The following is a 26,809-nucleotide window of genomic DNA, read 5'->3' on the forward strand; positions in this document are numbered from 1 at the left end:
CCTGACGGTCCTTCCGGCTGCGCCTCCAGAACCGTTGGGCCCGCTGGCGCGGGCCTGGCTGGCTATGAGGGGGTGGGGGTCGCTCGTTCGTGTGGGTTCTAGTGTACCGCGTGCATCCGGTAGATGCAGCATGTACTGTTGGCGGAAACACAGGACACCCCCCAACCGCCCGGGAACCTCCCCGAATTCCGAGAGGAACGACCGCAGATGACCGGTCGCCACGAATCTACCGGACCCGATCCCGAGCTGAGCAGCGATTCTCTGCGCCGGGTGACGCAGTACCAGACGGCGGGCGTCAACGCCCGGTTGAGGCTGTTCGCGCTCCTGGAGGCTCAGGGAGTGCCCGCGAGCGAGGCGGACGACCTGGTGGCCGCGCTGGAGGCCGGGGCGGTCGCCGGGGCGCAGTGCGAGGTGGTGGAGCTCGGCGGGATGGCGCCGGCCTCTCGGGGCGAGGTGTACGAAGACGGCTGGGACGAGGGCGTGGCGACGGTACGCGAGGCCCTGGTGGGCATCGCGGACCGGGAGTGGTCCCGGCGCGGCGGCCGGTCCGCTGGAGCCGCCGAGCTGGCCGTACATATCGCGGACGTGAGGCAGCGTGAACGGGCCGACCTGGTGCGGCTGGAGATGTTCGTCCGGGAGGCCGTACTGCCGGGCACCCACCCTCACACCACGGCGCGGCGGCGGGTGCTGGAGGCGCTGGGTGAGGCCAGCGGTCTGTGCACGGCCCAGACGCGGAACGCGGACGGTGACGTCGTGGTCTGCACGCTCGATGCCGGGCACTACGACCCGGACGACAGGCCGCCCTTCAAGGACGGGAAGCCGGGCGGCTGGCACAAGGCGGGTGCGTCGATCTGGAACGACTTTGGTGCGGCCTGCATTCCGCACGCGGCTATCTGAACGACCACGGGAATTCAGGCTTAGGGGAGGACAGGAAATGTCAGCGATTCAGCTCAAGGAACACCAGGTAGATCAGCGCTCCGCGTTTCGTAGGTGGGTGGGATTTCCTGCAAGGTCATCTGTGCCCCCGCAGGGTGCCCGGGGCACGATCGTGTCCGCGACCGGCTCGGGCAAGACGATCACGGCCGCCGCGTGCGCGCTGGAGAGCTTCGCGGACGGCCGGATCCTCGTCACGGTCCCGACCCTGGACCTGCTCGCGCAGACCGCCCAGGCGTGGCGGGCGGTGGGCCACCGGGCCCCGATGGTCGCGGTGTGCTCGCTGGAAAACGACGCGGTGCTGAACTCGCTGGGGGTGCGGACCACCACCAACCCGATCCAGCTCGCCCTGTGGGCCGGGTCCGGGCCGGTCGTCGTGTTCGCCACGTACGCCTCTCTCGTGGACCGCGAGGACGTCGACGCTCCCGAGGGTCAGCGGAAGGTTCGCGGGCCGCTGGAGGCCGCTCTGGCGGGCGGGGAGCGGCTCTACGGCCAGCGCATGGACGGCTTCGACCTCGCCATCGTGGATGAGGCCCACGGAACCGCCGGTGATCTTGGTCGGCCGTGGGCGGCGATCCACGACAACCAGCGGATCCCGGCGGACTTCCGGCTGTACCTGACCGCGACCCCGCGCATCCTCGCCGCTCCCCGGCCGCAGAAGGGCGCGGACGGCCAGGAGGTGGAGCTCGCGACCATGGCCGACGACCCGAACGGCACGTACGGTGCGTGGCTCGCCGAACTCGGTCTGAGCGAGGCGATCGAACGCGAGATCCTCGCCGGGTTCGAGATCGACGTCCTGGAGATCCGCGACCCCTCCCCCGTGCTCGGGGAGTCGGAGGAAGCGCGGCGCGGCCGGCGCCTGGCGCTCCTGCAGACCGCGCTCCTGGAGCACGCCGCCGCCTGGAACCTGCGCACCGTCATGACGTTCCACCAGAAGGTCGAGGAAGCCGCCGCGTTCGCGGAGAAGCTGCCGGAGACGGCGGCCGAGCTGTACATGAACGACGCCTCGGACGAGGACCTGGCGAAGGCGGAGAAGCTGCCGAAGTCGTCCATCGACGCGGAGTTCTACGAGCTGGAGGCCGGCCGCCACGTACCGCCGGACCGGGTGTGGTCGGCGTGGCTGTGCGGCGACCACCTCGTGTCCGAGCGCCGGGAGGTGCTGCGGCAGTTCGCCAACGGCATCGACGCGGCCGGGCGCCGGGTGCACCGCGCCTTCCTCGCCAGCGTTCGCGTGCTCGGGGAAGGCGTCGACATCACCGGCGAGCGGGGAGTCGAGGCCGTCTGCTTCGCCGACACCCGCGGCTCCCAGGTGGAGATCGTGCAGAACATCGGGCGGGCGCTCCGGCTCAACCGCGACGGGTCCACCAAGGTCGCCAGGATCATCGTGCCGGTGTTCCTGGAGCCCGGCGAGGACCCGACCGACATGGTCGCCTCCGCGAGCTTCAAGCCGCTCGTGGCCGTGCTCCAGGGCTTGCGTTCGCATGACGAACGTCTGGTCGAGCAGCTCGCCTCACGTGCGCTCACGAGCGGCAAGCGCAAGGTCCACGTCCGGCGGGACGAGGATGGGCAGATCGTCGGGGCCGACGGCGCGGGCGACGGCGAGGACCAGGAGGACGACGACACGCAGGCCGCCGCCGAAGCCGCCCTGCTGCACTTCTCCAACCCGCGCGACGCCGCGACCATCGCCGCGTTCCTGCGCACCCGGGTCTACCGGCCTGAGTCGCTGGTGTGGCTGGAGGGCTATCAGGCCCTCATCCGGTGGCGGGCGGAGAACGAGATCACCGGTCTCTACGCCGTTCCGTATGACGTCGAGGTCGAGGTCGGCGTGACCAAGGACTTCCCGCTTGGCCGGTGGGTGCATCAGCAGCGGAAGGCGCTGCGGGCCGGGGAGCTGGAGGACCGGCGCAAGACCCTGCTGGACGCCCCGGAGGCCGGGATGGTGTGGGAGCCGGGCGAGGAGGCGTGGGAGAACAAACTCGCCGCGCTGCGGTCCTACCGGCGAGCCATGGGGCACCTCGCGCCGCGTCAAGACGCAGTGTGGGGCGAGGGCGAGGCGATGGTGCCCGTCGGGCAGTACATGGCCAACCTCCGCCGCAACGGCACGAAGAACGGGCTCGGGAAGGACGAGGACACCGCGGCCACCCGGGCCGCACAGCTCTCCGAGATCGACGCGGACTGGAACTGCCCGTGGCCGCTGGACTGGCAGCGGCACTACCGCGTCCTGGCGGACCTGGTCGACGCCGACGGCGTTCTGCCGGCCATCGAGCCGGGGGTGCTGTTCGAGGGTGATGACATCGGGCGGTGGCTGGAGCGGCAGAAGAACCCGGGCACCTGGGCGCAGCTGTCGACCGAGCAGCAGCAGCGGCTGTCGAAGCTGGGCGTACAGCCCGCTGAGACCACGTCTCCCGCCCCGGCAGCCGCTCGTGCGACGAAGGGGCCGAGCAAGGCGCAGGCGGCGTTCCAGCGGGGCCTGGCGGCCCTCACGCAGTGGGTGGAGCGGGAAGGCGTGGACCGGCCCGTACCGAGGGGGCACGGCGAACAGATCGAGGTCGACGGCGAGGCGGAGCCGGTGACCATCAAGCTGGGTGTGTGGATTTCGAACACGAAATCCAGGAGGGACCGGCTGGACGCCGACCAGCTCGCCGCCCTCGCGAAGCTGGGCATGGACTGGGCGAAGCCGGTGACGATCCCCCAGACCGCCCCGGACACCCTCTGACCGCTCCCAGCGCCGTGACCGGACCCCGGGCCTCTTGAAAGCCCGGGGTCCGTTGCTGTTGCAGTGCGTCAGCCGATGTTCTTCCAGGTCAGAGGTGCAACGCGGCCTCTGTTGCACTCCCGTGTTGCACCCGTGTTGCACTCCGCGTTGCAGTGCCGCCGCTGACAGCCGGGCCTGGCCGTGTCACCTGCGGAAGCGGGAAAGCCAGGTTCCGCCGGCCTTCTGCTCGGGCACGGCCTGGTCCTGCTCCTGGCCCTGGTCCTGGTCCGGGCGGACCGGATCGCCAGGCCAGGCTTCCTCCCAGTCGATCTCCTGCCGCTGGTCGCAGTCCCCGCACAGCGTCGGACGGGCCTGCATGGGAACGGTGCCCCAGCCGATGCGCTCCACCGCCTTCCACCGCTCGTCGGTGAACGCCGCTTTGCACTCGGTGCAGCGTGGACGACGGGGGAAGCGCAGGAAATCCGTCTGCTGGGCCCAGTCGGGGAGCGGCTCCTGTTGCTCCTCCTGCCTACCGGGCGTGGGGACGGCGCTCGCGACGGCGCCGGCCTTGCAGCTGTCGCACAGGTGCGGGTGGGAGTCCTTCGTGGCTCCCCAGTCCTTCGGCTGTACCGCCTCCCAGCGGGCGTCGGTGAACTTCATCCCGCAGCCGGTGCACACGGGGCGGCGGGCCTCACGCTCAGCGGCCTTCTTCGCGTCGTGTTCCTGCGCCGCGCGCCGTACCTGTTCCTGGTACGCCGCCGCGCGGGCCTTGGCCTCCTCTGCCTCGCGGGCGTTGGCGACCTCGAGGCGCGGGTTGCCGATCGCCTCCAGGAGCGGCTGCGGGTGGTCGCGGCCGAAGCGGACGAACACCGGCCCGGCCGGACCGTGCTGGCGCAGCTGGTTCAGGCCGGTCGCGATGATGGGGATCTTCCGGTCGTAGAGATGGTGGCCTCCGGGCAGCCGCTCCCCCTGCCACAGGTGACGGGTCAGTTCTTGCAGGCGCGGGACGGTGCGGTTGGGGTTGCGCTCGCCGACACGGTTGAACACCAGCAGCACGGGCGGATGCGGCGCATCGCGGTACCGGCCCTCGGGGACCGTCCAGCGCGTGCGCCACATCGGGCGCTCCTTGCCGTCGGTGTCCTTCACCTTCCGCCGGAAGAACCGGGCGTACTTCTCCAGCTTGTCGGCGAGCTCTTCCGCGGTCTCGTGGCAGTTGTCGACCTCGATGAACAGCAGCGGCACACCGTCCTGCGGGGCGGTCAGCACGATGTCGGCCTGGGCGCCGCCCTTGCCGGGCGCGTTCCACGTGCCGGTCGCGGGCAGCGGGACCTCGGTCCAGAACGAGGCGATCGTGCCGATGCCGTCCGGTGAGTCGACGGCGGCCTGGGCGGCGGCCCGGACTTCGGCCGAGTCCTTGGCGAGCCTGGCCATGTTCGGCTTCGGGCGCAGCATCGCGATCACGGTCTCGTTGACGGCCATCGGGTGGGAGGCGCCACTGGAGCCCGCGCCGCGCGCGGTGGAGCCCATCTCCGTCACCGGCCGGTTCAGCTCGTAGGAGGCGGCTTGCAGGCCCTTGGGGGTGAGGTTCCGCAGGGAGTCGCCCGTCTCGGTGGATCCGCCGTTCTCGGACAGGCCGTGCTTGCGCATGTCGGAGAGTGCGGCGGTGTGCGAGGCGGTACGGGCCTGCTTCCGCTTCGACGGGGTCTCCTTGTCGGCGTGCCGGAACGTCAGGTGCGGAGCGCCGATCCGCTGGATCTGATCCGTCGTCGCGACCTTCAGCGCTCCGAGCACGCGCAGCACGTCACCGCGGTAGTTGTTCGTCGACCCCGCCGGGTTGGTGATCCGCTTCCCCGCCATCAGCTCTGCTCCCTCGTTGCTCGCGACCGGCCGCCGGCCGACCGGCGCCGCTGCGGGCGCTGGCCGCGCCCGGCCTGGGAGGGCGTCCGGGCCCCCCGGAACCCGATGCTCTCCTCCACTACGGACATGTAGAGGAGAGAAGAGGGTTGTGACGGCGCGGTTTTCGCGCCGATTGCGGCCCTGACAAGGGGTTTTCCTCCGCCCCCGGGCGCCGGGTACCAAAGGGGGTTCCCAAGGGGCTTTCGAAGGGGGCGCCCAGGGATCGCCCTTGGGCTTGCCCAGCGCGGGCCGGCCTTCCGGTGTGATCGGCCCGAGCGGTGCCGCTGCCCGGCCCTTGGATGGTTGGTCGTCATCGTCTGGTCTCCTTCGCTGCCCCGGCCGGGGTGGTCGGGGCGAAGGAGCAGCGTGCAGGGGACCCCCTTGTCCGCGGTCTAACCGTGGCCAGGTCAAGGAGAAACCCGGCGATGGTCGGGTGGTAGCAGAGGTGGACAAGGGGTCAGGGTCGGGTTCGCGGTCGGGCCGGCCACGCTGGACAAGGGGGCCGGGTTTGACCCTTGCAGTCCCGATTCATCCGGTTCGAGCTGGGGGGAGAGTTCTCTGCCTCTGTCCACAGGCTGACGCGCCGATCCTGCTGGGACGTCGCCGTGATCGGCATGGCGACCGTACGTCAGGAGCTGCCCATGTCCCCGATCATTCCCTTGCTGCCCCCGCACCTGGTCCAGCTCGGCTTCGACTACATCCTGGCGGTGGAAGCCGGAGACGACGCCACGGCGGCGCGGCTCGCGCCCGAAGTGGAACAGCTGCCGGGGCTGCTGCCGGCCATCGCGGAACTGATCGTCTTCCCCGTGACCGCACTGTCCGACCACACCGACCCCTGCCCCGACTCCTTCGTCCTGGACGAGGTCGGCGTCATCTACCTGATGGCGATCCGCGAGTGGGCCACGCACGCCCCCGCAGCTGCCGCGCCGGGGATCGCCCGCACCATCGCGCACTTCGTCAGCCAGGTCTTCGCCGACGCACCGAAGGACGTCCTCCAGGCTCTGCAGGCGCTGCGCGATGAGCAGGTGGAGCGGGCCCGTGCGGTGGTGGAGAACGTGGTGGCTCTGCACCGCTGACCGCACCACCGCACCAGGTGGGTGCGCACCGGTGCGGTGGTGCGGTGCGGTGGTGCGGTGCGGTGGTGCGGTGCGGTGGTGCGGTGGTGCGCCCGGGTCCACCCGGTGCGCACCCCGATGCGCGCCACCGTCTATCCGGTGCGCATCCACTCAGTGGGCGGTGCGCACCGCTGCAGTCGGCGCGCGGGAGTGGTGCGCATCGGGTGGGGTCGGTGCGGTGGAGTGGAGCAGCTGAGGGCGGCGCATTCCTCCTTGACACGGGCCGAGGTCAAGGAGAAACGCGGCAGGCGCGCACCGGGTGGATGCACGGCGTCGTCCCCGGCGTCCACTCCCGCACGATGTCGTGCACTCCACCGGGTGGGCTCCACTCAGTGGAGTGGATGCCGCGCACGGTGTCCTCCACTCCGGTGCGGTGGACTCCACTCCACCGCGAGTGGAGTCCACCGCATCGTCGGTGCGCACCACCGCACCGGGCGCCCGGCATCGGGTCCACTCGGTGGGCTCCACTCGGTGGGCTCCACTCGGTGGACGAGATGTACCCCTGACACCGCCGCCGGCCCCGAACCCGAAGCAGACCTCTTCCTCCGGCTATCGCGGACAAAGAGGTGTCGTTTTCCGAAGGGGGCTTGCCCACGGCACCTGACCTGCACGAATGCAAGATCATCAGATTCGGGGGGTCCCACCTCCGGTCACACCTGCGGTCCCCCGCCTAGTGCAACCGTGCAGACAACCCTCCAGCCGCCCTCCGGTGCAACCTCTCGCGAGGCTCAACGGGGCTCCCAACCTTCAGGGCCGGCGCCGTTCCACTCCCTCGTGCGGGTGGAACCGAAGCCGACGGCGAACCGCCTCCGGTCCCCCGCCGTCGCAGCGGACATGAAGCCGATCGACAAGCAGCACATCGCGGAGCCGGGCCTGGTGGTCCTGGACATCACCGGCGGGGACGAGGACACCGTCCGAGCCGTCATGGCCGCGCTGGAGGGGCGCTGGGCGACTTCGGGCATTGGCCCGATGCGCCGGGATCCCGGCGAGCCCGGCGTGCGGGCCCGGATCTACGCCGACGTCCTGCGCCCGGGACGGGAAGCCCCATAGCCACAGGCCCCTGGGCAAGCCGCCTTCGCAGAGGGCTTGCCCAGGGTCGCCTTGGGCTTGCCCAGGCGCTCAGGCTTGCCCGGCCGCCGGCGCCCACAGGGGGTGAGCATGCCCGGTGCCGTGGCAGTGGGAGCACGGTCCGCCGCCGGGCGTACCGTGCGCGTCGATGGTGGTGACGGCGTCGCGCAGGAGTTGGGTGAGGCCGTCCAGGTGGTCCGTGTGTAGGGCGAGCTGGTGGCGCTTGCCGAGCAGAATCTCCAGCGCGGTGCCCGGCGCGGCGGCGCCCAGTTCGTAGGTGATGCCGCGGGTGACCGTGGTGATCAGATCGTGGACGTGGCCCATCGTCTCTCCGCCGGACAACTCCACTCGCGCGGTGAAGGCGATGTCGTCGGGCCGGGTGAGGGAGAGCAGCGCGTCAGCGCGCTCGAAGGGGACGAGGCGCCCGACGGGTTCGGAGTGGGTCTGGCGGAGGGAGGCGAGGGCGTGCCACATGTCCCCCGCATCCCTGTGCACGGGCACGGTGTTGCTCTGCTTGGTGGTTCGTCTCATGGCTCCGGTGTACGTGCGGCGAGGAGGCGTCGGGCGGCTCCGGGCCTTCGCGTCCCAGGCGGTGACGCCACGACTTCGGGAGCCGTCCCGCCACGTGATCCGGACGCTGGGCAAGCCCTTCGTGTCGATGGCTTGCCCAGCAGAAGCCGTGACCGGTCGGCGGTCCGGCCGTGACCGATCCGTCTCCCGTGATCGGTCAACCCGCACGTCAGCGCCGTGACCGGTCCATGCAACTCTCGGCCGAGGCGGTGACCGGCCATCGGTCACCGTCATCCGTCAGCCAGCCCTGGCCGGGGTGGGCAAGCGGGTGTTCGGGCGGCTTGCCCAGGCTCCCCTTGGGCTTGCCCAGCGCCGCGCGCTTCTGGGCGGCCTCCTTCAGCCGGGCGGCGACGGCTTCGATCCTCGGGTCCGCGGGCGGCCTGGTGGTCATGCGACTCCTCCGGTGGGTGGCGTCCGGCCCGGCGCGGGCTGGACAGACTGCTGGGGGTGCGGTGGCGGGGACGTCGCCGGGGCGGGCTGTGGTGCAGGGCGGCGGGCGGCGGCTCGTTCCCGGATCCCGGCCTGGAGCCGGGCGGCCATCTCGGCGACGGCGGTCTCCAGCGTCCGGCTGGTCAGCTCCACCGCGGCAACGTCCGTCATCGGTTCCGGGTCCGGGCCGGCCTTCCGCCCCGGGCTCGGGGTGGTCGGCACGGTGAGGGTGCGCTGCCGGGTCCGGGAGTTCAGGCGGTCCGCGAGGCGTACGGCGTGGACCCGGGCGGACAGGGCGCCAGCCGCGAGGCGTGCCCGCTGGTACGGAGTGGCGGACCGGTTGCGGGTCAGCGGGCGCAGCACGGCCTGGTCCTCGGTGTCGCGGGGGTACAGGGCGCGCAGGTCGGCGGTCATCATCCGGCCCCGACCGACCGGGCGGGTGTACGCGTCGATGGCCGTCTGGACGATCTGTTCGTCCAGGCCGGGCTGGTGGGGTCGGCCGCGCAGGGCGTAGGAGAGGTGGCGGCGGGCTTCGGCGAGGAGGTGGTGGCGGTTGAAGGCGCCGCGCATCACGTACACCACGGCGACGACGTCGACGGCCGCCAGGACGACGTCCACCACCGGCCGCACCCGGGCCCACACGGCCGCGGCCGCTGCTCGGGCGCGCTCCGCCAGCCGTGCGACGACGTCGGCTCCGTACGCTCGGGCCGCCGATTCCCGCCAGGCGGCGCGCAGCTCGGACAGCGACCGCAGTTCCTTGCGCTTGGGCCGGCGCGTCTGGTCGGCGGCCTGACAGGCGAGCGCGTAGGCGGCTCGCTCCCCCGGCGGGTGTCCCTGCCGCTCCTCGTACTTGGCGGTGAGGACGGGGAGGGCGTCCTCGATCTGCTGGCGGCGGGTGGACTGCCAGCCGATGAGCCGCTGGTCGATCCCGGCGATCTCCATGACCGGGCGGCGGCCGGGCGTCACCTCGCGTGGCTCCCACGCCCACCCGAGCCGGGCGGACACCTCCTCCATGAAGTGGAGGAGGTAGAGGGTGTCGGCCGCGACGATGTGGGCCATCAGCGAGTCCGCCGACAGGTTGCCCCACTTCCCGTCGTGCGGCCGCCGGGCCCGGATCGACGCGACCGCGTGCGAGTGGAGCAGGGGCCTCGATTCCGTGGCTCTGGACTCGTAGTGCCGGAAGACCGCGACGACCAGCCCGTCCTTGACCCGGGCCCGCTGCTTGCCGCCGACCTTCGAGCGGATCTCCGCGACCGACTCCTCCAGCCACGCCAGGGTCTTGTCGCGGGCGATGTCGTCGCACAGCTCCAGCACCCGGCGGTGCTCGTCGTCCATCAGGGCCCACGCGATGTGGGCCGTCGGCGGGGGCCGGAACACCAGGTCGAAGGCCAGCCAGGGGGTGCGCTCCTTGGCCTTGTCGGTCTTCGGTGAGCGGTTGTGCTCGATGGGCCTGCCCAGCACGGTCGCCCGCCGCGCCTGCGCCGGGCTCTTGCCCTGCGCCAGGAGCTCGCGCTCGATCCGGTCGGCGTCCGGGTGCCGGCCCTCCCCCAGGAGCAGTTCGGCCTGCCGCTCGCTCACCACGTCCCCGGCCGCCAGGCCGAGCGCGGCCAGGCCCCGGCCCTTCCACACGCCGGGCGGGACACCGGCTTCGTCTTGGGCGGCGCGCAGCGGCGTGCCCGCCCGGCGGTGGCCGTCGCCGACCATCACGCCACGGAAGAGGTAGCGCACCCCGGTCCCCGGGCGAACTGGCGACATGCTGATCATCGGCCCATGGAACCCCGGCGCTGACCTGCGCAGAAGCGTGATCCGGGGTCGGTCCCGCCGGGCGGGAGCGCAGCACCAGATTTTTACCGGGGCGCCCGCCAGGCGGGCCGCCGGTTCAGCCCGAGACGGTAAGCCGCCGGTGTGTGCACAGTCCGCCGCATGACTACCGAACTGCTCCACGGAGACCTCTGCCCGCTGTGCGGCCGGCCCCTCACGCTGCGCCCGACCGTCATCGTCCGCTCGAACGTTCCGTACCCCACCCGGACCGACTACCTGCCCCACTGCACCGCCTGCGCCAACGACCTTCCCAACGTGCAGAGGTGGAACGACCTGATGAACGACCGCTACGGCCTCTGACCCGGACCGTGCGAATGCTGCGCAACGACCTCAACAGCACCACCCAGCACGACTGAGCACCACGTCACCGACGCCCTTCAACACGAACAGCCACCACCGCCCCCGGCCTACCGGCCGGGGGCTTCGTGCGTCCTGGAGGAGTTCGCCGTGCCCACCTACGAGACCACGCCCCGCTTCACCGCCGACCTTCACCGCCTCACCCCCGAACAGCGCCGCCGCTTCCGCCAGGCCGTGGCGGCCTTCGTCGAGGACCTGCGCACCGGCGGGCACTTCCGCGCCGGCCTCCGCGTCAAGCGCGTCCAGCGCGCATCCGGCATCTACGAGCTCACCTGGTCCATGGGCGCTGGACCCGCAGGACGAGCCACCTGGCAATACGGGCCTGCGCTCCGCCCCGGCGTACAGCACGTCATCTGGCGCCGCATTGGCACCCACGACATCCTCACCGGCCCCTGACCGCATCGGGCGGTGGTCACCCGCTGACGGGATCGGCGCCCGCGCCGAAGGGCGGGACGTCCGCGACGGCGACGTCCATCCGGAGCCGGGCGAAGCGCACCGGGTGCCGCCACGCCCCGCGCTCCAGCGCCGTGTCCACCAGGATCTCGGCGACCAGCTCCGGTTCGACCAGCACGACGTCGAGCGGCGTCCGCGACCCCCAGGAGGTCGTGAACCGCACGCCTTCCCAGGGATGTCCGGGCCCGGCTGGTGTCAGCCGGTCGGCCAGGTCGCGCGCCGCGTCCGGCCGCAGCGGCGTACTGCGGCCGACCGGCCGGAGCGCCCCGGCCGCGTCGAGGCGGCCCAACACGAGCGTCTGCGGCCGGCGCACAGTCCCGGTGATGGCGCCGATCACCGCCTCGGTGGAGTCCCGGCGGCGCACCTTGTAGAGCGCACGGGCTCCCGGCAGATACCGCTGTCCGCTCCCCCGGATCACGAGACCTTCGATGCCGGGCACCTGCGTCCAGGACATCAGCCACTCCTGCGCCGTCGCCAGGTCGGTCGTCTCCGGGCAGAGCGTCCACGGGGCACTCAGCTTGTGGTCGGCGAACAGCTGCTCCAGCTGCGCGCGCCGCTCGCCGTACGGGACGTGCAGAAGCTCCTGGCCGTCGATCTGGAGGACGTCGAAGGCGATGAAGTGCGCCGGTGCCTCTGCAGCGAGGCGGGCGGCGGTGCGGCCGCTGGAGACCGCGCGCCGCTGGAGCGCCTCGAACGACATCTGGCCCTCCGCCCACACGACCAGCTCGCCGTCGAGGACCAGGCCGTCGGGCAGGTCCGCGGCCGCGGCCACGAGGTCAGGGAAGCGGCTCTGCAGGAGGCTGCCGCGGCGGGACTGCACCAGCAGCGGGCCGGGCGCCGGCAACGGGGTGTAGACGATCGCCCGGTAGCCGTCGAACTTCGGCTGGAACCGAAGCTCCCCGGGCAGCGCGCCCGGCGCGGGCACCGTGTCGCGGGCCTGCGCCAGCATCGGTTCCACCGGCGGCCGAAGGACCATACGTCCGGTCTACGGGCTGCCCGGTGCCCCCGCGACCCGGCACGGCCAGCGGTGTCGCGGGCGTCATCATGTGATCAGCGCGCACGACCATGCGCGGTCACATCTCGTTGGGCGGGACATGAAGCTGACGACCAAGCCGGGCAACGTGGAGGCGCTGGCCGAGGAGGCCGTCGTCGCGGTGTGTGCGCTCGCCGACGCCGCCGGACCCGAGCGGTGGAGTGCCAGCGCCGTCGAGGATGCGGCCACGGCGCTGGAGGTGCTCGCCGGGGCGCTGTCCGAGATCAGCCCGGAGGCCGCCGAGCTCCTGGAGGTCGTCCCGGCCGCCGTCGCCGCACTCCGCGAACGCGTCGAGCACGCCCCGGCCGCAGCCGGGGCGACCCGCCGAGCCGACACCGCGACGGACCCAGCCGTGCTGAGCACCGGCCTGCGGCGGGCGCTCACCGCGCACAGCCTCACCGGGCACCGGGTCCACCAGCTCGGCCCCGCCCTGCTGACCGTCACCCTGGACCCGGCCCACGCCCAAGCCCTCGCCGTGCTCCTCGCCGCCCGCCGCGAACTGCCCCGCCAGGCACCCGCGGCCGAGGACGAACCCCGGTGGGGCGCAGGGCCGGCCGAGACAGCAGCGGCCTCACTCGCCGTGGCCCTGGCCGCCTACGGGCCGGGGACGTACGCCCGCGTCCTCGCCTCCGGAAAGGTCACCGCCGGCCTCTCCCCCACGGCGGCCGCGCAGGTGACCGGTGCGCTGAACGCCCGCCCTGCGCCCGCTGCCGGATCGTCGCGGCCCCGGCGCCGCGGGCTCGGGAACGGCTGGAAGGGCACCGACGCAGGGCGTTGACCGGGGACAGCGAAAGAGCCCGGCCGCCCAGGGGTGATCGGGCCCTCGCGTCGTTTCCATTGGAAACGGCCGTCAGGTGCGGTCCGGGAATCCGATGCTGGTCATCAGCTTCCGGTAGTCGACGGCCGGCACCGAGTTGGGCAGGAGGATGGGCAGGGGGCAGCAGTCGTCGTACAGCTTCTTGGCGTCGGCCGAGTACCGGACGTACGGCGTGAGGATGTCGCCGTACAGGGACTCGGCGAGCGCCGTCGCCTTCCTGGCCGATGCCTCGGTGTAGCTGGCGGTCGGGGTGCCGGTGAGGATCAGGTGGTTGACCGTCGGGCGGCCGGGAACCGACCTGCGGAGGCGGTTCTTCTCCCGGACGCGGTCGAGTTCCTCGAACAGCGGGACCAGCAGCTTGACGTCCTTCGGATCGGCGCGGACCGACGGGATGACGGAGTCGTCCTCGTCGAGCATCCGGATCACGGAGTAGACCATCTTCCCGTAGCTGGCCGGGAAGTCGAGCCAGAAGACGTCGTCCTCGTCTCCGTCGTAGCCGAGCAGGATCTCGGCGAACCAGTCCTGCCGGTCCGCGTCCTCGGCGATGGCGGTGTCCGCGGTGGACATCTCCTTGCAGCTGGGCACGACGCGCAGGCCGGGGATGTAGGCGAAGGCGTCGTCGTCGTAGCCGTCGCCGATGCGGTAGCGGGCCGGGAGGGCGACCTCGTCCAGGGTCGCGGTTCCGTGGATGAGGTCGAGGACGGTCTTCCGTCCCTTCATGGCCTCTTCGTCGTAGCCGAGGATCGTGGTCGTGGACCGGTTGGCGTCGAAGTCGAAGATGGTGCCCGGGTACCCCCGCAGGGCTGCCTCGGTTGCCATGGAGGTGGCGCTGGTGGTCTTGGTGGAGCCGCCGCACTCGAGGATGAAGGCGTAGATCTTGGGGTGGCGCCGCCCCCTGGGGCGGAAGCGGGGTTCGACGGTGCGCGTCACGCGTTCTCTCCTGTGGTGTCCAAGCCCAGTTCCTTCTTCTCCCACGCTGTCTCCGGGGCGTACTGCGCGTGGTCCTGGAGGAGGCGGAGGTAAGCGGCCTCTCGGCTGCCCCAGGCGTGCCTACGGGCGGCGGTGCGGAGCTCGGCGGCGGCGAGGGCACTTGCGAACGCGGCGAGTCGCTGGAGTTCAGCGTCGCCCGAGTCCTGGACGGCGTTGAAGTAGCTGCCGGCGTTCTGGTCGTCGATGCCGTGGCGTTCGGCTCGGCGGAGCCAGACCAGGGCTCGCTGCTGCGCCGCGGACTGCTGCTGCGGAGCGAGCAGAGCGCCGGTCATGGCCTTGAGGAGGAGTTCGCTGTCGGCGGTGTCGCCGACGTCTACGGTCTCCACCAGGAGCTGGCAGGCGGCGTCCCGGGCTGCGGCTGCCGTGCTGCGGTCCCGTTCGTACTGGTCGGCCGACGGCTTGGTCTGGTCCCGCTTCAGCGTCGCGCGGGGCTTGGGGGCGTTTCCAGTGGAAACGGCCGCCGACTGCGGAGCGGTGCCGTTTCCAGTGGAAACGGTCTCCTCGCTAGCCGTTTCGGCGTCGGGTGCATCGTCGGCCTGTCGCTGCCGGGCGAGGATCTGTGCCTGGGCCTCCAGCGGGCGCATGCCGCCCTGGACCAGGACCACCGCCTCCCGCTGGTCCTCGGCGCTCATCTTCTGGAGCTTCTCCGCGGTGCTGACTGCAAGGGTGCCGTCCCGGAGCGCTCCTCGGACCTCAGGTTCCAGAGCGAGCAGTTGCACGCGCTTCCACACGGTGCCCTTGGAGATGGCGCCCTTGGCGGTTTCGCCGACCCTCTGGGCGATCTGCTCGTACGACAGCCCGCTGGCCCTGAGGGCCTCGTAGTGCTCGGCCTCCTCCAGCGGGCTGAGCTGCGCACGGCGGAGGTTCTCGATGAGGGTGATGAGGCGGGCGTCCGCGACCTTGTCGTCCATCAGGACGCTGGGGATGATCTCCCAGCCCAGGGACTGAACGGCGCGCCAGCGGTGCTCCCCGAAGAGGATCACGTTGGCGGCGGTGATCTTCTCTGCCGTCTCCGGATAGTGCGCGACCCAGACGTCTGCAGGGATGTGCGCGATGTTCTGGAGGAGGCCGACTTCCGCGATCGTGGCCGCGAGCTCTTCGACGCCCGACATGGCCCGCCGGTTGAACGGGTTGGGGCACAGGTCCTTGGGGTGGAGTTCGACCGTGTCGCCGCTGCGGTCCTTGCCGCCCCGGTAGAACGCCTCTTCCTTGGGCGGAGCCGCGGGGGCCTGCTTGGTGCTCGTGCGCTTGGGCCTCGGAAGGTTGGCAGCCATAGATTCTCCAGAACGACAGAAAGTACGGCCAGAGACTAGCCGTTTCCAATGGAAACGCTGGCTCCCTCGCGCAGCCCGAGCAGGGCCAGTCGGTGTCCCGCCACGCCTGCGGTTGCCGTTTCCATTGGAAACGCCGTTGCCCTGTCCGGGGGTTGACGGAATCCCATGCGCGGACCGAGGCAGCAGCTTCTCTGCCGTTTCCATTGGAAACGGCAGAGAGACAGAACCCTGGAAACCTCCCAAAACAGAAAAAGCCCTGCCCCGGCGGTGCCGGGGCAGGGCTTCGGTGAAGGGAGTTGCGGGTCAGGCTGCCCAGCTCGCGGGCGCGCCTTCATCCGGGTTGGGGAGGCCGGCGGCGGTCGCCGGGGCGGCGGGGTGCCGCAGGGCGGTGACCGGCACGGCGCCGGGTTCAACGCCGGGCGCCCAGACCATGCGCCAGGTGTCGTCCCACTCGCATCCGCAGCCGTGGTCCGGGTGCGGGTGCCGTAAGAAGACGCCGTGGGTGTGGACCGCGCGCGGGATGAGGGGGATGAGAACGGAGGGGTCGTCGCCGGGGTAGAGGTGCAGGTTCCGCCAGCCGTGGATCCGGGCCATGTACGCGGCGGCGGCCTCGATGACGTCGGTCCACCGCTGGTGTCCGAGAACCAGGAAGCCGACCGGGTAGAGGCCATCGTCGGCGCCGCCGTCGATCCCGGCGACGAACAGGCCCTGGTGGGCGATGAACCCGTGGTCGGCCGTGCCGTCGGCGCAGGGTGTCCAGAGCTGTTCGGCGGGGTGCATGGTGCCGTCGTCGCCCTCGCTGGTCTCGATCTCGTACAGGGCCGGGGCGGTCATGCGCTCGCCCCCGCGACGGCTGCGTCCAGGAGCGCGACGGCGTCGGCCTCGTACGGATCGGCGAACAACTGGTGGTCGCTCACGTCGAACGGCCCGAACCTCGCGGAGACGCGGAACCCGGGCACGAGGGTGGTCTCCCGTCCATCCAGCGTGGCGGTGAGCCGGTCGTAGTCCTGCTGGGCGTGCCGGGTCTGGGTGTACGGACCGAGGCGCAGCAGGGTGTAGCCGTCGAGGTTGCCGTCGTCGCGGTTGCGGGCCTCGATGTAGAGGGCGTAGTGGGCGAGCTCCATGCCGAGGTCGTCGGGCAGGGGGAGGCCGGCGGCGGCGTGGGTGAGCATCGCGTAGCCGGGCTGCCAGAAGCCGAGGATCGTGGCGGTTTCGCAGCGCAGCCAGCCGCGCTCGGTGTAGCGGAGCTGGCGGCCGTGGAGGTAGGCGGCGGCGTGCGGGGTGTCGGGGTGGACCAGGGCGACGGCGATCATGTCGGGGCCGTGGTCGTCTCCGGCCCGGGTGTGCGCCCGTTCGATGAACGGGCCGACCCTGACGGCGATGTCCCGGGCGCTGCCGGGCATCCAGGGCTCGGGGTTGCGCAGGGCGGTGAGCGTCGCGCGGAACTGGTCGACGGCGGCCCGGTCCTCGGGGGAGAGGGCCCCCGCGTTGCCGCAGCGGCGGAAGAAGGATCGCTTCATCGGGTGGGCTCCTGCTCCGGGGTGAGGTAGCGGGCGCGGGCGGCCGCGCTGAGGATCTGGGCGTGGTCGAACGCCAGGCGTTCCGGCAGGTCGTTCAGGGGCCACCAGCGGGCGGTGCGGGCGTCGTCCCCGGCGATGATCGGGGTGTCGGCGGGGACGGTGGCCAGATACGCGACGGTGACGTACCGGCCGCGCGGGTCGCGGCCGGGCTGGTCGAAGACGCCGATCTCGCGCAGGTCGTCGGCGGCCACGCGGACTCCGGTCTCCTCGGCGAGTTCCCGAGCGGCGGCCTCGCGGCTGGTCTCCCCCGGGTCGACGTGTCCACCGGCGCAGGCCCAGTGGCCTTCGAACGGCGGCCAGTCGCGCTCGATCAGCAGGACGTCGCCATCGGGCGTCAGGACGATGACGTCGGCGGTGTAGCGGATGGTCTCGAACGTCTCGGTCTCGGTCATGGGCACCTCTCGGGTCGGCGAGCTAGCGGGTGGTGGTGTCGGTGACGACGAGGAACTGGTCGGTGGTCAGGTCCATCACGACGTGGGCGTCGGTGCCCTGGGCGCGCTGGGCGGCGGCGTATTCATCGGCGGGCCAGGAGCCACGGGGGTGGCCGGCGGGGAACCGCTCCAGGACAGTGCGGGGCTGCGCGGCGGCGACCATCACGCGTCACCGCCGTGCACGCGCTCGTGGATGTCGATCAGGCGGGTGATGGCGTCGGGGTTGTCGGCCAGGCCGACCCACTGCCCACTCGCGGTGAAGACGGGCACCGTGTCGGTGCCCGCGTCGAAGACGACGATGTAGTGGCCGTACCGATCGAGCACCATCTCGCCCAGGACCGGGAGCAGCGCGGTGTCGAGGACCTCCAGGACGTCCACGGTGAGCCGGGCGGGTTCGCCGGGCGTCGGCGGCTGGAGCAGGGTGCCGGTGACGCGCAGCAGGTCGCCGGGCTGTATGCCGTGCAGCAGCTCGTGGACGATCCCGGCGGCCGCGCTGGTGCAGGAGACGACCGTGTCGGGGGCGTCCTCGGGGAGGCTGTCCGCGTCGGCGGGCTGGACGACCAGGTCGAAGGTGGCGGTGTTGTGGGGGCCGGGGGCAGGGATGGCGTCGACCCATCCGTCAACGGCGCAGTGCTTGGTGTCCATCAGCTGGCCTCCGCCAGGGTCCGGGTGGTGCGCGGGGTGCGGGGTCGGGTGGTGCGCTGCGCGAGCACCAGGAGCTCGGCATTGCGCTTCTGCTGCGCGGGGGTGAAGGGCCGGGCCTTCGTGCCGCCGTGGCGGTGCCAGAGCGGGGAGGCCGGCGGCTCGGGGTAGGCGAGAGCGTGGTCGACGTCGCGGTCGGTGCTGCTCATGGGGACCTCCGTGGGGGAGGGGTTCAGGCGTGGGTGTCGTGCTTGGTGCTCTTGGTCTGGGTGTCGGAGGCGAACCGGCCCTCGCGGCGGGCCTGAACGGGGTTCGCGGCGATCCAGTCCTCAGCGCACGCCTTGTGGACGGGCTCCCCTGTGTGGGAGCGCATCGGCGTGGGCTTGTCGCACAGCACGCAGGGGCGGTCCTGCCAGCGGTCGTAGTGCTGGCTGTCGCGCCATTCGAGGAGCGCGCCGGGAGTCGGGACCAGGCCCGGCTCGAACGGCGGCTTCTTCTTGGTTCGGGCGCTGGTCACGGCCGGAAGTCGGGCAGCTGCTGGAAGACGCGCTCCAGCAGGTCCGGCTTCGGCTTCCAGGGGACGACCTGTCCGCGCGCGGGGACGGGCAGGGGGAGCTCCTGGACGTCCTGGAGCACGAGGTGCCAGGCCCCGGGGTGTGCCCACGGCGAGCAGGGCGGCGCTCCCTCGAGGTCCTGGTGGCAGTCGGTGATCCGGGCGATGCCGACGACCGCGCCGGTGACCAGCTGGTGTTCGCGGATCGTGCGGCCGATCAGCGGGAGGCGCAGGGCGGGTTGGTCGATGGTCTGGCTCGTGTGCAGCAGCACCCAGCCGGTCCGCCACCGGTTGGGCCGGTTCTCCACGGTCTTGGCCCCGGCGAGGATGCAGGCCGCGTACGGCTGCCGGATGCTGATGCCGCGGATCCAGTCGCCCTCGGGCAGGGTCACGGTGCTCATGCGGCCCGCCCCCACACCGCCGTGCCCGGACGGCCGGCCCGGCGCCCGTTGATGGACGGCACGGTGAGGTGCTGCGCCGTCGCGAAGGTCGCCCGGCCGGAGTGCTTGCCGTCGTAGAGCGCGGCGTCGGCGGCCCTCTGCAGGACGGTCAGGTCGCGGGAGCCGACCGAGGCCGGAGCCGCGGCGCCCACCGAGGCGGCGACGTCGACCGTGCGGCCGTCGTCCAGGGTGACCGGCGTGTGCAGCATCCGGACCAGCTGCTCCAGGCGCTGCGCGCGGCGGGCGGTGTCCAGCTCCAGGACGACGGCGAACTCATCGCCCCCGAGGCGGCCGACGGACGCGCGCGGGCCCGCCCACGCGGTGAGCCGGGCTCCGATCGCGGCGAGGACGGTATCTCCGGCCGCGTGGCCCATGTCGTCGTTGATCTGCTTGAAGTGGTCGGCGTCGACCATGACCACGGTTCCCTTGTCGCCGTGGCGGGCCAGGAGCCGGCGAGCGCGGGCGGTGTAGGCGTCGCGGCGCAGCAGGCCCGTCAGCGGGTCCTTCTCCTTGGCGGCGATCTGCTTGAGCAGCACGGTCGCGTGGACCGCCCAGCCGGTTAGCGGGACGGCTGCTGCGGTGATCAGGAGGGCGCGCGGGCCAAACCGGCCCATCGTGTGCAGGACGGAGTCCATACTGGTGTCTCCCTCTCGTCTCGTACGGGATGGGGAACCCGGGGCAGGCGACGGTTTCGACGCCTATGGCGCCTGCCTCGGGGCGAATTCAGATCAAGCTGTTGGGGTTGACCCACGCCTTGGTGGTGGCCTTGTGCCAGTCCAGGACCCAGTCGGGACGCAGGCCGCGCGCGGCCCATCCATCGCTGGAGTCATCGGGGGCCGGGAGGCCGGCGGACATGTGCTGCACGGCCCGGTCGTAGGCGCTGTGCGCGGCGGCCAGGGCCTCGCTCTCCCCGGCAGCACAGCCGGTGAAGACGTGAAGCCCTCGCCGTTCCTGGTCCGCCTCGTGGTGTATCGGGACGTCGACCTCGTATCGGCGCATGACGTCCAGCTCCTTTCCGTGCTTGAGGGACCACCGCGACCGCCTCGGCCTCCGTCGTGCGGAGGCCGGGGCGGCACGGAGCGTCCGTCAGGCGCGGTAGGTGGGCGGTCGGACTCCGGCCCGCAGTTCGCGGATGATCGAGCAGGGGCCCTTGGTCGCGCAGTACGCGTCGTCGGTGTCCGGGAGGGCGTTGCCGGTGGTGCCCCACATCTCGCGGGCGGCCGCGTTCACGGCGCGCAGCATCTCGCCGCCGTTGGGGCGGCAGGCGCTGTTGGTGTCGCCGACGCCGTGCCGGGCGGCGCTGATGATGTGCTGGCGGGCCTGGCGGGCGGCCCAGCGTCGGCTGCTGGGACCGGTGTTCTCGTGGACGTGCCCGCAGTCGTGGAAGGTGTCCATGTGGCAGCCGGTGCAGTGGTAGGTGATCATCTGCTGCGGCTCGCTGTCGGGAAGCCACTTGCCCTCGAACTCGAAGACGATGACCTCCGCACCCGGGATCTCGGTGTGCGCGAAGCCGGTGACGAGGCCGACGCCGTCCGCGATCCCGCCGCGCGCCTTCACGTTCCAGAAGGTGCGGGGGATGAAGTCGTCCCAGCCCTTGCCGTGGGGCCACTGGGCGTACATGACGCCCTGCGAGGCGTCGAAGGTCGCCGTGCCGTCGACGTTCTCGCGCTGGTACTGCTCGATCTGTGCGATCGACCCGAAGTACGTCGCGCTGAACTCCTCGGACTCCAGGAAGAGGACCCCGTACCCCTCGGGGCGGGTGTCGTGGCCGTTCTCCTTCAAGATCTCGACCATGTCCTCGTAGCCGGGGTTGCCCGGGACGATGGTGCCGACCAGCGGTAACCGGTACCGGTCGCAGCTGGTGACGTGGGCCGGGTTGGTCTCGCTGACGTTGTGCGCGGTGCCGTACGTGTTCGTGATCGTGATGCTCATGCGTGGGTGTCCTTCCCGGGGAAGCGGTGGGTGCCCGGTGGCCGGGCGGGTTGTGGCTGTTCGGCGGAGCGTCGCTTACTCGCGGACCGCGTCCGCGTACTGGGCTTCCAGGTCGGCGCGGCCCTCGGGGTCGTCCTCCTGGTCCTCGTCGGTGTTCGGGCCGTGGACGGTGCAGACGATGTCCTCGTCGTCGTCCAGGTCGCCGTTCAGCGCCCGGTACAGGCAGGTGATGCTGTAGGCGGGCACCCAGGCGTGGCCGGTGCATTCGGAGTCGTGCGGGCACGGCACCATCACGTCGAACCCGAGGTCTCCCTCGCCGTCGACGTCGGTGCGCAGGGCGAGGGTGAGGTGCTGCTGGCCGAGGCGGATCTCGGCGACGCGGTCGCCTCCGGCGACGTTCGAGCCGGGCTTCCACTGCCACAGCGGCAGGATCTCCTCGCCGAAGGTCCGGCGTACAAGGTTCAGGGCACCGAGGCCGGCGCTGCCGTCCAGACCGAGGTCGGCCTGCCGCCTCTCGCTCAGGCGCTCCAGGTACGGCTGGAGCCGGGGGAGGCTGTCGGAGTAGACGATCTCGGGGAAGCCCTCGGACCGCAGGGTGCGGTGTGAGGCGAACATGTCCTCGTGCTGCTGGGCGACCACCTTCTCCGGCACCGTGCGGTTGGCGGGCCTGGGTCCCTGCCGTTCGATGCAGATGCTGCCGGGCGTGGTGAGCAGGACCGCGATGGGGAGCATGTCGTGGCGCTTGGCGGCGGCGACCAGCGGCTTCCTGGCAGCCGCGGTGACGTTGGTGGCGTCGATGACCGTGAACAGCCGGCGGCGCATCCTCGCCTCCAGGAGCAGGTGCAGGGCGGCGACCGCGTCGCCGGTCGCGTCCTGGTCGCCCGCGTCGTCGCTGACGACCTCCCGCAGCGCGTCCAGGGACAGGACCTGCGAAGCGGGCCAGGTGCGCGCGAGCGTCGACTTCCCGGCGCCGGAGGGACCGATGAGGACCACGAGGCTGTGCTCGGGCATCGGCGGGTAACTGATCGGCTCGGTCACGTGAGGTCTCCTTGCGGGTGAAGTGCGCGGGCAGCCCAGTTCATGCGCTGCCCGGCGTTGTCGGTGAGCAGGGCGGCGGCCTCGTGCAGGTAGCAGGAGGCGTAGCGGTCAGGTTCGATCTGCTCCGCCCGGCGGGCAGCGGTGGAGACCAGCTGCGCGAGGGCGGGGAAGAGACCGCCGGGGACGCCGATGTCCTCCTGCAGCTCGCGCAGGATCGCGGCGAGCTCGTGGGCGTCGATGTCGTCGGCGCCCAGGTCGTCCTGGATCTGCTGGAGGGCGAGCTGGGCGATGCCGAGCGAGCCGCGCACACGGTCCAGACGCGTCCGGGAGCGGCCGGTCACCGCGTGGTGGCCTTGGTGGTGGCGACCAGGGCGGCGAGCGTCTCCCAGCCGTGGTGCCAGGCGGAGTCCAGCTGGAACGCCCCGTTGATGCCGAAGTCGGCCAGCTTGTAGAAACCGCCCTTGCCGGTCTTGGTGGCGATCTTCTCCAGCAGGCCCTTGCCGGGGACGCGGCGGTCCGCGGCGTAGTGGGTGCCGAAGGAGATGGCGAGCGCGGCCGCAGCGGCGGCCGGGTGGACCCGGATGCCGAGCGCACGGGCGCCGGCCCCGGCGACGATCGCCTGCGTGGCCGTGTAGGTCAGGCAATGATGCAGGCACGCCGAACGCCCGGCGGCCGTGCCGTGGGTGGTCTCCTTCCCGGTGACCGGGTCCTTGAAGGTGACCGGGTGCTCGTCGGAAGCGCCCTTCACCCGGGCGCAGAAGTCGTTCTGTACCCAGAAGTCGCCGATGGCGCTCCCGGCGCGGGTCAGTCCGAGCAGGGCGGCGAAGACGGCGGGACGGTGAGCGTGCATGAGGTGGTCCTCTCGGGTCAGGCGGCCAGCAGGTGCGGGGCCGGAGGAGCGGTGTAGGAGGCGGGGTCGGCGGGCGTGCCGTCGTAGCACTCCAGGCACGAGCCCAGGGATTTCAGGGGGATGCAGTGGAAGTAGCGCCGGCGGCAGACGCCGCAGGTCTGGCGCTTTGCCATCGCCTTGTCGAGCGCGGCCTCCTTGGCGAGGGTCATCGGGAACTTCTGCTTCGCCAGGTCGATCCGGTACAGCCACGCGAACCGCTTGCCGCCGCGGCACTCGATGCGGGCGACGGGCTCCTGGCCGCCGGGACGCAGGCCCATCTCCCGCAGCTGGCGGCGGGTGGCGAGCCCGGGGCCGGCCTGCCGCCACCGGAAGACCGGCAGGGAGCCGTCGCCGGGGTCGTGCGGGTCGACGTCGACCAGGTCCTCGTCGGTGTCGTGGGCGTGCACGGGTGCCTCCCCCGGAGTGAGTGGGTGGTCTCGCTCGGTGCACCACCACCATGCTGTAAAGGGGTTTACTGTGTCAACGGGTTAACGAACGAAAGACGTTGACAGGCTGGTGGGATGGCTTGATCCTCGTAGGCATGACGAATTCGGAAACCTCCGCGCACGTCGGCGTCACGGAGATCGGGGAGATGCTGGGCGTCAGCCGCCAGCGGGCGAACGCCCTCGTGGCCAGGCCGGACTTCCCGCCGTTCCTCGCGCGGACAAAGGCGGGCCGGGTGTGGGAGCGCGCGGCCGTCGAGGAGTGGGAGAAGGGCTGGGACCGCACGAACGTCGGCGGCCGGCCTCCCAGATCTGCCCCGCAGCAGTAGCAGCACACAGGCCGACCTCGAGCCGGAAGCGCGCCGCACGGAACGTCCGTGCGGCGCGCTTCTGCGTGCAGCCGGGTCGGGACGTCAACGGTGCCAGGTGCCGGGCAGTCGGTGGGGACGCTGCGGGTAGCGGGGGCCGGGGCGCTGCGGGCGGGGGCGGCCGATGCGGCGGCGCGGGCGGGGGATGAGCACGGGTGTCCTCCAACAGGGTTGATGGCGGGCAGTGCTGCGCCCCGCCGGCGGAAGGACCGTCGACGGGGCGGAAGGAGTGGGCGAGTGCGGCCGGGCGGCCTGTCCGGTCCTCGCCCGCCCCGAAGGCGGGGTGGGCGAGGGCCAGGCAGGGCGTCAGGTCAGCGGAAGGAGCGGATGCGGCGGGCGGCCCACGACCGCAGCCGGTCGAAGCGGGTGGGGTGGGTGTGCTGCCAAGCGGTGGGCCACACACCGTCCTCGGTGGGGAAGGAGCGGGACGCGCCGCACGTGCACGTCCAGGCGTACGGCTCGGGGCGGGTGTCGTCGCGGGTCGCGGTGACCGTGGCGGGGCGGCCGTCGTGGCTCCCGTGGAAGGTGCCGACCCAGAACTCGGTCTGCTCAAGCTGCGGCTTCATCAGATTCCCTTCGGTGCGCGGTGGTGGTGTGGGAGGAGCGGGCGCGGGTCAGCGCCGGGGGTGGGGTTGAGCGGGGACAGGGACGGCGCGCCTCCCGTGGGGGAAGCGCGCCGTGGTGGAGCAGCGGTCAGGCCGCCTCTTCGCCGGATACCTCCGGCCGGGGGCCCAGGGCCACCTTCGAGGTCTTGCCTTCCTTGACCCGGTGGATCTTTCCTGCCTTCTCCAGCTTGTTCAGGACGTTCGCGAAGGTCGACTCCGCGACCCCGCAGGCAACCTGGAGCTGGCCCCGCTCCACGTAGTCGATGTCCTCGGGGTCGATCTCGTCGCCCTGGTCGAGCATGTCGACGTACATGGGGTCGGACTCGTCGCGGAGAGCGGCCAGGACCTTCTCCTCCGAGGTGAGCTCTTTGGCCTTGGGGAGGTCGACGCCGGCGAACGAGGTCCCGGCCTCGCCGGTGCCGCCCTCGCCGTCCTTCTCCTCGAATCCAGGGATGGGGGTCATGGCCAGCTCCTCCATGCGGTCCTGGTCGCCCCACCAGGGCACGTCCACCGGCGCGAGGATGTTCTCCGGCCGGATGTGCTCGGTGGCGTCCTCGAGGTTGTCGATGCGCATCATGCCCGCGCGGCCGCCCGGGGCCGCGACGTAGCCGAGGCCGAAGGTGCGGCGCGGGTCCGACTCCGCCAACGAGGGGTCGTAGACCAGGGAGTCGTCCTCCTCCACCCACACCGGCGGGATCAGGGAGGGGTCGATCCCCTCGAAGCCGGGGGGAAGGTCGCCCAGGTTCACCTGGTCGCTGTCGGTGCGCAGGATGATCCAGGTGCCGCCGGCCAGAAGGTTGGCGCGGATCGCCTGCTCGCCGCCCAGCTGGTCGAGGTTGACGGTCTGGTTGATCAGGACCCAGGGCATGCCCATGGAGCGGGTCAGGGACGCGCCGTCCTTGACGATCTTCACCGCTTCCTTGCGGTTGGGTGCGCCCGGGGCCAGCATCTGGGCGGCCTCGTCCAGGATCGTGGCGCAGTACGGCCGCATGTCGGAGGGCACGAAGTTCTTCAGTTCCAGGCGGGCGGCCTCTTCGATCCGGTGCTGGAGGACCCACCAGGACAGGCGCATGGCGCCCAGGGCGCCGTACTGCGTCAGGCCGCTGTAGGCCGCCATCTTGGGGATAGCGGGGTTGCTGGCGCCCTTGGGGTCGCCGTAGATCTGGGCCATCCGGTTGGCGTGGTAGGCGAGGCTGATCATCTGGCCCGTGCCGCCCTTGCCGGAGCCGGTGGTACCGGCGATCACGACGTGGAGGGCGCCCAGCTTCGGGTCGAACAGCTGGATCTTCGCGGGGAACCCGCTCACGATCTTCCCGATGTTGACCCAGCCGCCCGGGGTGGCCTTGAGCGAGTCCAGGCCCTGGAAGTCGTGGCCGGCCTCCAGCGGGTTGTGGTCCATGACGCGGATGATCGCGCGCCTGGGGTCGCGGCGGCCCGGCTCGTAGGAGACGAGGTCGATGGAACGGCGCAGCGCACCGGCCAGCTCCCCGAGGTTGACGACGCGGGGCAGGGCGTCCAGGTCGTCGTCGGCCACGACGCGCGCCACCTGACCGCCGGTGTTCACGTCCTCGCCGACCTCCTCCAGGTGGGTCTTGGGCAGGACCCGCGCCTGGACTCGCTTCCAGGCGCCCTGGAGCGTGGAGGGATCCAGCTCGGCGCGCTGCTTGTACCAGACGGTGATGAACGCCTCCCCGGAGTGCGCGCCGTACTTCATGTCGATGTCGTCGACCGAGCGGCCGAAGAGGCTGGAGACGGCCTCCTTCGACACGTTCACGGAGTCGCCCAGCGCGGCGGTGATCCGTCCCTCCCAGCGGTCGGCGTAGATCACGACGTCGGAGAGAACCTGGTTGCGGTGGCGTCCCGACTTCGGGTCGCTGATCACGCGCCCCCAGGCCGCGATCATCTTGTCGGCCAGGGACACCGGGGCCGGGGCACCGATGTTGGCCGGGGCGGCCTGCCCGGTCGGCTGCGCCTGCTCCACCACGATCTTCCGGTGGCCGAAGACGCGGCGCAGGCGCCAGCCGGTGAAGGCGACTGCGGCCCACCAGCCCAGCGACAGGATCCCGGGAATGGTGGTCGGCTCGAAGGCGCCGGCCATCAGCGCTTCGGATGCCTCGGCTCCGCCCAGCTGTCCGAGGGCCAGGCCCATGCCGGTGGTGATGGTGGAGATCCCCATGGTGTCGCGGTGCGCCCGCGCGATGTCGATCCCGGGCAGCTGGTTCGCCCAGCGGCCCAGGCGGTTCATGTAGTTGGCCCCGGCGAATGTGGCACCGGCCAGGAAACCGGCGCCCACGTAGGCCGCGGCGTTCGGGTCCAGGTAGGGGGCCAGGATGCCCACCCCGACGGGGAGGGCGATCTGGAGCGCCGCGGCGGCGCGCTCCGCAGGCTCCGCGTTCGGCACGGTCTTGGTGATGGTGGACATCGGGGGCTACTCCTG

General features: G+C 71.7%; 32 protein-coding genes. 8 read left to right on the plus strand and 24 right to left on the minus strand.

Translation table 11 applies throughout. From position 1 onward, the window contains the following. The first annotated feature begins 207 nt into the window (after window positions 1-207). Both IG54_RS40785 and IG54_RS0131615 read left to right on the plus strand, forming a co-directional pair. Window positions 208-897, plus strand: coding sequence for a hypothetical protein (locus IG54_RS40785; protein WP_078594737.1), 690 nt, complete (start codon window positions 208-210; stop codon window positions 895-897). A gap of 37 nt (window positions 898-934) precedes the next feature. Then, window positions 935-3,649, plus strand: coding sequence for a DEAD/DEAH box helicase (locus IG54_RS0131615; protein ID WP_078594739.1), 2,715 nt, complete (start codon window positions 935-937; stop codon window positions 3,647-3,649). A 183-nt stretch (window positions 3,650-3,832) separates the two neighbouring features. On the opposite strand, the gene IG54_RS40790 is transcribed toward IG54_RS0131615, so the two are convergent. Continuing rightward, window positions 3,833-5,485, minus strand: a complete 1,653-nt coding sequence (locus IG54_RS40790; RefSeq protein WP_078594741.1) for a replication-relaxation family protein — start codon at window positions 5,483-5,485, stop codon at window positions 3,833-3,835. A gap of 680 nt (window positions 5,486-6,165) precedes the next feature. On the opposite strand from IG54_RS40790, the gene IG54_RS0131625 reads away from it, so the two are divergent. Further along, window positions 6,166-6,600, plus strand: a complete 435-nt coding sequence (locus IG54_RS0131625; protein ID WP_234336414.1) for a hypothetical protein — start codon at window positions 6,166-6,168, stop codon at window positions 6,598-6,600. A gap of 873 nt (window positions 6,601-7,473) precedes the next feature. Beyond that, complete coding sequence (locus IG54_RS0131630) at window positions 7,474-7,689, plus strand: DUF6207 family protein (RefSeq protein WP_030792520.1); 216 nt, start codon at window positions 7,474-7,476, stop codon at window positions 7,687-7,689. A 69-nt stretch (window positions 7,690-7,758) separates the two neighbouring features. Here IG54_RS0131630 and IG54_RS0131635 read toward each other — a convergent pair whose 3' ends face one another. From IG54_RS0131635 to mobF, 3 genes are all read right to left on the minus strand, one after another. After that, entirely contained in the window at window positions 7,759-8,238 is a 480-nt protein-coding gene (locus tag IG54_RS0131635; RefSeq protein ID WP_030792524.1) for a hypothetical protein, read from the minus strand. A 208-nt stretch (window positions 8,239-8,446) separates the two neighbouring features. Further along, entirely contained in the window at window positions 8,447-8,668 is a 222-nt protein-coding gene (locus IG54_RS0131640; RefSeq protein WP_030792526.1) for a hypothetical protein, read from the minus strand. After that, on the minus strand, window positions 8,665-10,470 hold the full coding sequence (gene mobF / locus IG54_RS38485) for a MobF family relaxase (RefSeq protein WP_234336415.1): 1,806 nt from the start codon (window positions 10,468-10,470) through the stop codon (window positions 8,665-8,667). Before mobF ends, IG54_RS0131640 begins: the two co-directional genes overlap by 4 nt. A 159-nt stretch (window positions 10,471-10,629) precedes the next feature. On the opposite strand from mobF, the gene IG54_RS0131650 reads away from it, so the two are divergent. Next, window positions 10,630-10,827 carry a hypothetical protein gene (locus IG54_RS0131650; protein WP_030792532.1) on the plus strand — a complete coding sequence of 66 codons (198 nt, stop codon included), beginning with the start codon at window positions 10,630-10,632 and terminating at the stop codon, window positions 10,825-10,827. 147 nt (window positions 10,828-10,974) lie between these two features. Next, window positions 10,975-11,280, plus strand: coding sequence for a hypothetical protein (locus IG54_RS0131655; protein WP_030792534.1), 306 nt, complete (start codon window positions 10,975-10,977; stop codon window positions 11,278-11,280). A gap of 16 nt (window positions 11,281-11,296) precedes the next feature. Here IG54_RS0131655 and IG54_RS0131660 read toward each other — a convergent pair whose 3' ends face one another. Beyond that, complete coding sequence (locus IG54_RS0131660; protein WP_030792537.1) at window positions 11,297-12,313, minus strand: ATP-dependent DNA ligase; 1,017 nt, start codon at window positions 12,311-12,313, stop codon at window positions 11,297-11,299. Window positions 12,314-12,431: 118 nt separating this feature from the next. Between IG54_RS0131660 and IG54_RS39470 the strand changes: the two genes are divergently transcribed. Then, window positions 12,432-13,148 (plus strand): hypothetical protein, encoded by a 717-nt coding sequence (locus tag IG54_RS39470; protein ID WP_051820213.1) that lies wholly within the window; start codon window positions 12,432-12,434, stop codon window positions 13,146-13,148. A 72-nt stretch (window positions 13,149-13,220) separates the two neighbouring features. Here IG54_RS39470 and IG54_RS0131670 read toward each other — a convergent pair whose 3' ends face one another. The 17 genes from IG54_RS0131670 to IG54_RS0131750 all read right to left on the minus strand — a co-directional run bounded on the left by IG54_RS0131670 (window position 13,221) and on the right by IG54_RS0131750 (window position 23,363). After that, window positions 13,221-14,117, minus strand: a complete 897-nt coding sequence (locus IG54_RS0131670; RefSeq protein WP_030792543.1) for a ParA family protein — start codon at window positions 14,115-14,117, stop codon at window positions 13,221-13,223. After that, on the minus strand, window positions 14,114-15,451 hold the full coding sequence (locus IG54_RS0131675; protein ID WP_030792546.1) for a ParB/RepB/Spo0J family partition protein: 1,338 nt from the start codon (window positions 15,449-15,451) through the stop codon (window positions 14,114-14,116). Before IG54_RS0131675 ends, IG54_RS0131670 begins: the two co-directional genes overlap by 4 nt. 303 nt (window positions 15,452-15,754) lie before the next feature. After that, complete coding sequence (locus tag IG54_RS0131680) at window positions 15,755-16,285, minus strand: hypothetical protein (RefSeq protein WP_030792549.1); 531 nt, start codon at window positions 16,283-16,285, stop codon at window positions 15,755-15,757. Next, on the minus strand, window positions 16,282-16,971 hold the full coding sequence (locus IG54_RS0131685; protein ID WP_030792552.1) for a hypothetical protein: 690 nt from the start codon (window positions 16,969-16,971) through the stop codon (window positions 16,282-16,284). Before IG54_RS0131685 ends, IG54_RS0131680 begins: the two co-directional genes overlap by 4 nt. After that, window positions 16,968-17,423, minus strand: coding sequence for an NUDIX domain-containing protein (locus tag IG54_RS0131690; RefSeq protein ID WP_030792555.1), 456 nt, complete (start codon window positions 17,421-17,423; stop codon window positions 16,968-16,970). The genes IG54_RS0131685 and IG54_RS0131690 overlap by 4 nt, the downstream gene beginning before the upstream one ends. 22 nt (window positions 17,424-17,445) lie before the next feature. After that, entirely contained in the window at window positions 17,446-17,625 is a 180-nt protein-coding gene (locus IG54_RS0131695; RefSeq protein WP_030792558.1) for a hypothetical protein, read from the minus strand. After that, window positions 17,625-18,107 (minus strand): hypothetical protein, encoded by a 483-nt coding sequence (locus IG54_RS39475; RefSeq protein ID WP_051820215.1) that lies wholly within the window; start codon window positions 18,105-18,107, stop codon window positions 17,625-17,627. The genes IG54_RS0131695 and IG54_RS39475 overlap by 1 nt, the downstream gene beginning before the upstream one ends. After that, window positions 18,107-18,313 carry a hypothetical protein gene (locus IG54_RS0131705; protein ID WP_030792564.1) on the minus strand — a complete coding sequence of 69 codons (207 nt, stop codon included), beginning with the start codon at window positions 18,311-18,313 and terminating at the stop codon, window positions 18,107-18,109. The genes IG54_RS39475 and IG54_RS0131705 overlap by 1 nt, the downstream gene beginning before the upstream one ends. Window positions 18,314-18,336: 23 nt before the next feature. Continuing rightward, window positions 18,337-18,621: a hypothetical protein gene (locus IG54_RS0131710; protein ID WP_030792567.1), complete on the minus strand. Its 285-nt coding sequence runs from the start codon at window positions 18,619-18,621 to the stop codon at window positions 18,337-18,339. After that, window positions 18,618-19,058, minus strand: a complete 441-nt coding sequence (locus IG54_RS0131715) for a hypothetical protein (RefSeq protein ID WP_030792570.1) — start codon at window positions 19,056-19,058, stop codon at window positions 18,618-18,620. The genes IG54_RS0131710 and IG54_RS0131715 overlap by 4 nt, the downstream gene beginning before the upstream one ends. After that, a complete protein-coding gene (locus IG54_RS0131720; RefSeq protein ID WP_030792573.1) occupies window positions 19,055-19,732 on the minus strand; it encodes a GGDEF domain-containing protein in 678 nt (225 codons plus the stop codon). The genes IG54_RS0131715 and IG54_RS0131720 overlap by 4 nt, the downstream gene beginning before the upstream one ends. An 88-nt stretch (window positions 19,733-19,820) precedes the next feature. Beyond that, on the minus strand, window positions 19,821-20,096 hold the full coding sequence (locus IG54_RS0131725; RefSeq protein ID WP_051820216.1) for a hypothetical protein: 276 nt from the start codon (window positions 20,094-20,096) through the stop codon (window positions 19,821-19,823). An 87-nt stretch (window positions 20,097-20,183) separates the two neighbouring features. Continuing rightward, window positions 20,184-21,029: a hypothetical protein gene (locus IG54_RS0131730; RefSeq protein ID WP_030792578.1), complete on the minus strand. Its 846-nt coding sequence runs from the start codon at window positions 21,027-21,029 to the stop codon at window positions 20,184-20,186. Between the two features lie 75 nt (window positions 21,030-21,104). Next, a complete protein-coding gene (locus tag IG54_RS0131735) occupies window positions 21,105-22,040 on the minus strand; it encodes an ATP-binding protein (RefSeq protein WP_030792580.1) in 936 nt (311 codons plus the stop codon). Window positions 22,041-22,063: 23 nt separating this feature from the next. Next, complete coding sequence (locus tag IG54_RS42655) at window positions 22,064-22,408, minus strand: hypothetical protein (protein ID WP_030792583.1); 345 nt, start codon at window positions 22,406-22,408, stop codon at window positions 22,064-22,066. Beyond that, window positions 22,405-22,917 (minus strand): hypothetical protein, encoded by a 513-nt coding sequence (locus IG54_RS0131745; RefSeq protein WP_030792587.1) that lies wholly within the window; start codon window positions 22,915-22,917, stop codon window positions 22,405-22,407. Before IG54_RS0131745 ends, IG54_RS42655 begins: the two co-directional genes overlap by 4 nt. Before the next feature lie 17 nt (window positions 22,918-22,934). After that, the gene (locus IG54_RS0131750; protein ID WP_063756285.1) at window positions 22,935-23,363 is read right to left on the minus strand and encodes an RRQRL motif-containing zinc-binding protein; all 429 of its coding nucleotides are present in this window, start codon (window positions 23,361-23,363) and stop codon (window positions 22,935-22,937) included. A gap of 134 nt (window positions 23,364-23,497) precedes the next feature. On the opposite strand from IG54_RS0131750, the gene IG54_RS0131755 reads away from it, so the two are divergent. Further along, a complete protein-coding gene (locus IG54_RS0131755) occupies window positions 23,498-23,728 on the plus strand; it encodes a helix-turn-helix transcriptional regulator (RefSeq protein WP_030215775.1) in 231 nt (76 codons plus the stop codon). Between the two features lie 350 nt (window positions 23,729-24,078). Here the strand turns inward: IG54_RS0131755 and IG54_RS0131760 are convergent, their stop codons facing one another. Together IG54_RS0131760 and IG54_RS0131765 are read right to left on the minus strand one after the other, a co-directional pair. Further along, window positions 24,079-24,333: a hypothetical protein gene (locus IG54_RS0131760; RefSeq protein WP_030792594.1), complete on the minus strand. Its 255-nt coding sequence runs from the start codon at window positions 24,331-24,333 to the stop codon at window positions 24,079-24,081. Between the two features lie 127 nt (window positions 24,334-24,460). After that, window positions 24,461-26,794 carry a hypothetical protein gene (locus IG54_RS0131765; RefSeq protein ID WP_030792596.1) on the minus strand — a complete coding sequence of 778 codons (2,334 nt, stop codon included), beginning with the start codon at window positions 26,792-26,794 and terminating at the stop codon, window positions 24,461-24,463. Window positions 26,795-26,809 lie beyond the last annotated feature (15 nt).

The sequence above is a fragment of the Streptomyces sp. NRRL S-920 genome (assembly GCF_000717945.1).
Lineage (GTDB): Bacteria > Actinomycetota > Actinomycetes > Streptomycetales > Streptomycetaceae > Streptomyces > Streptomyces alboniger.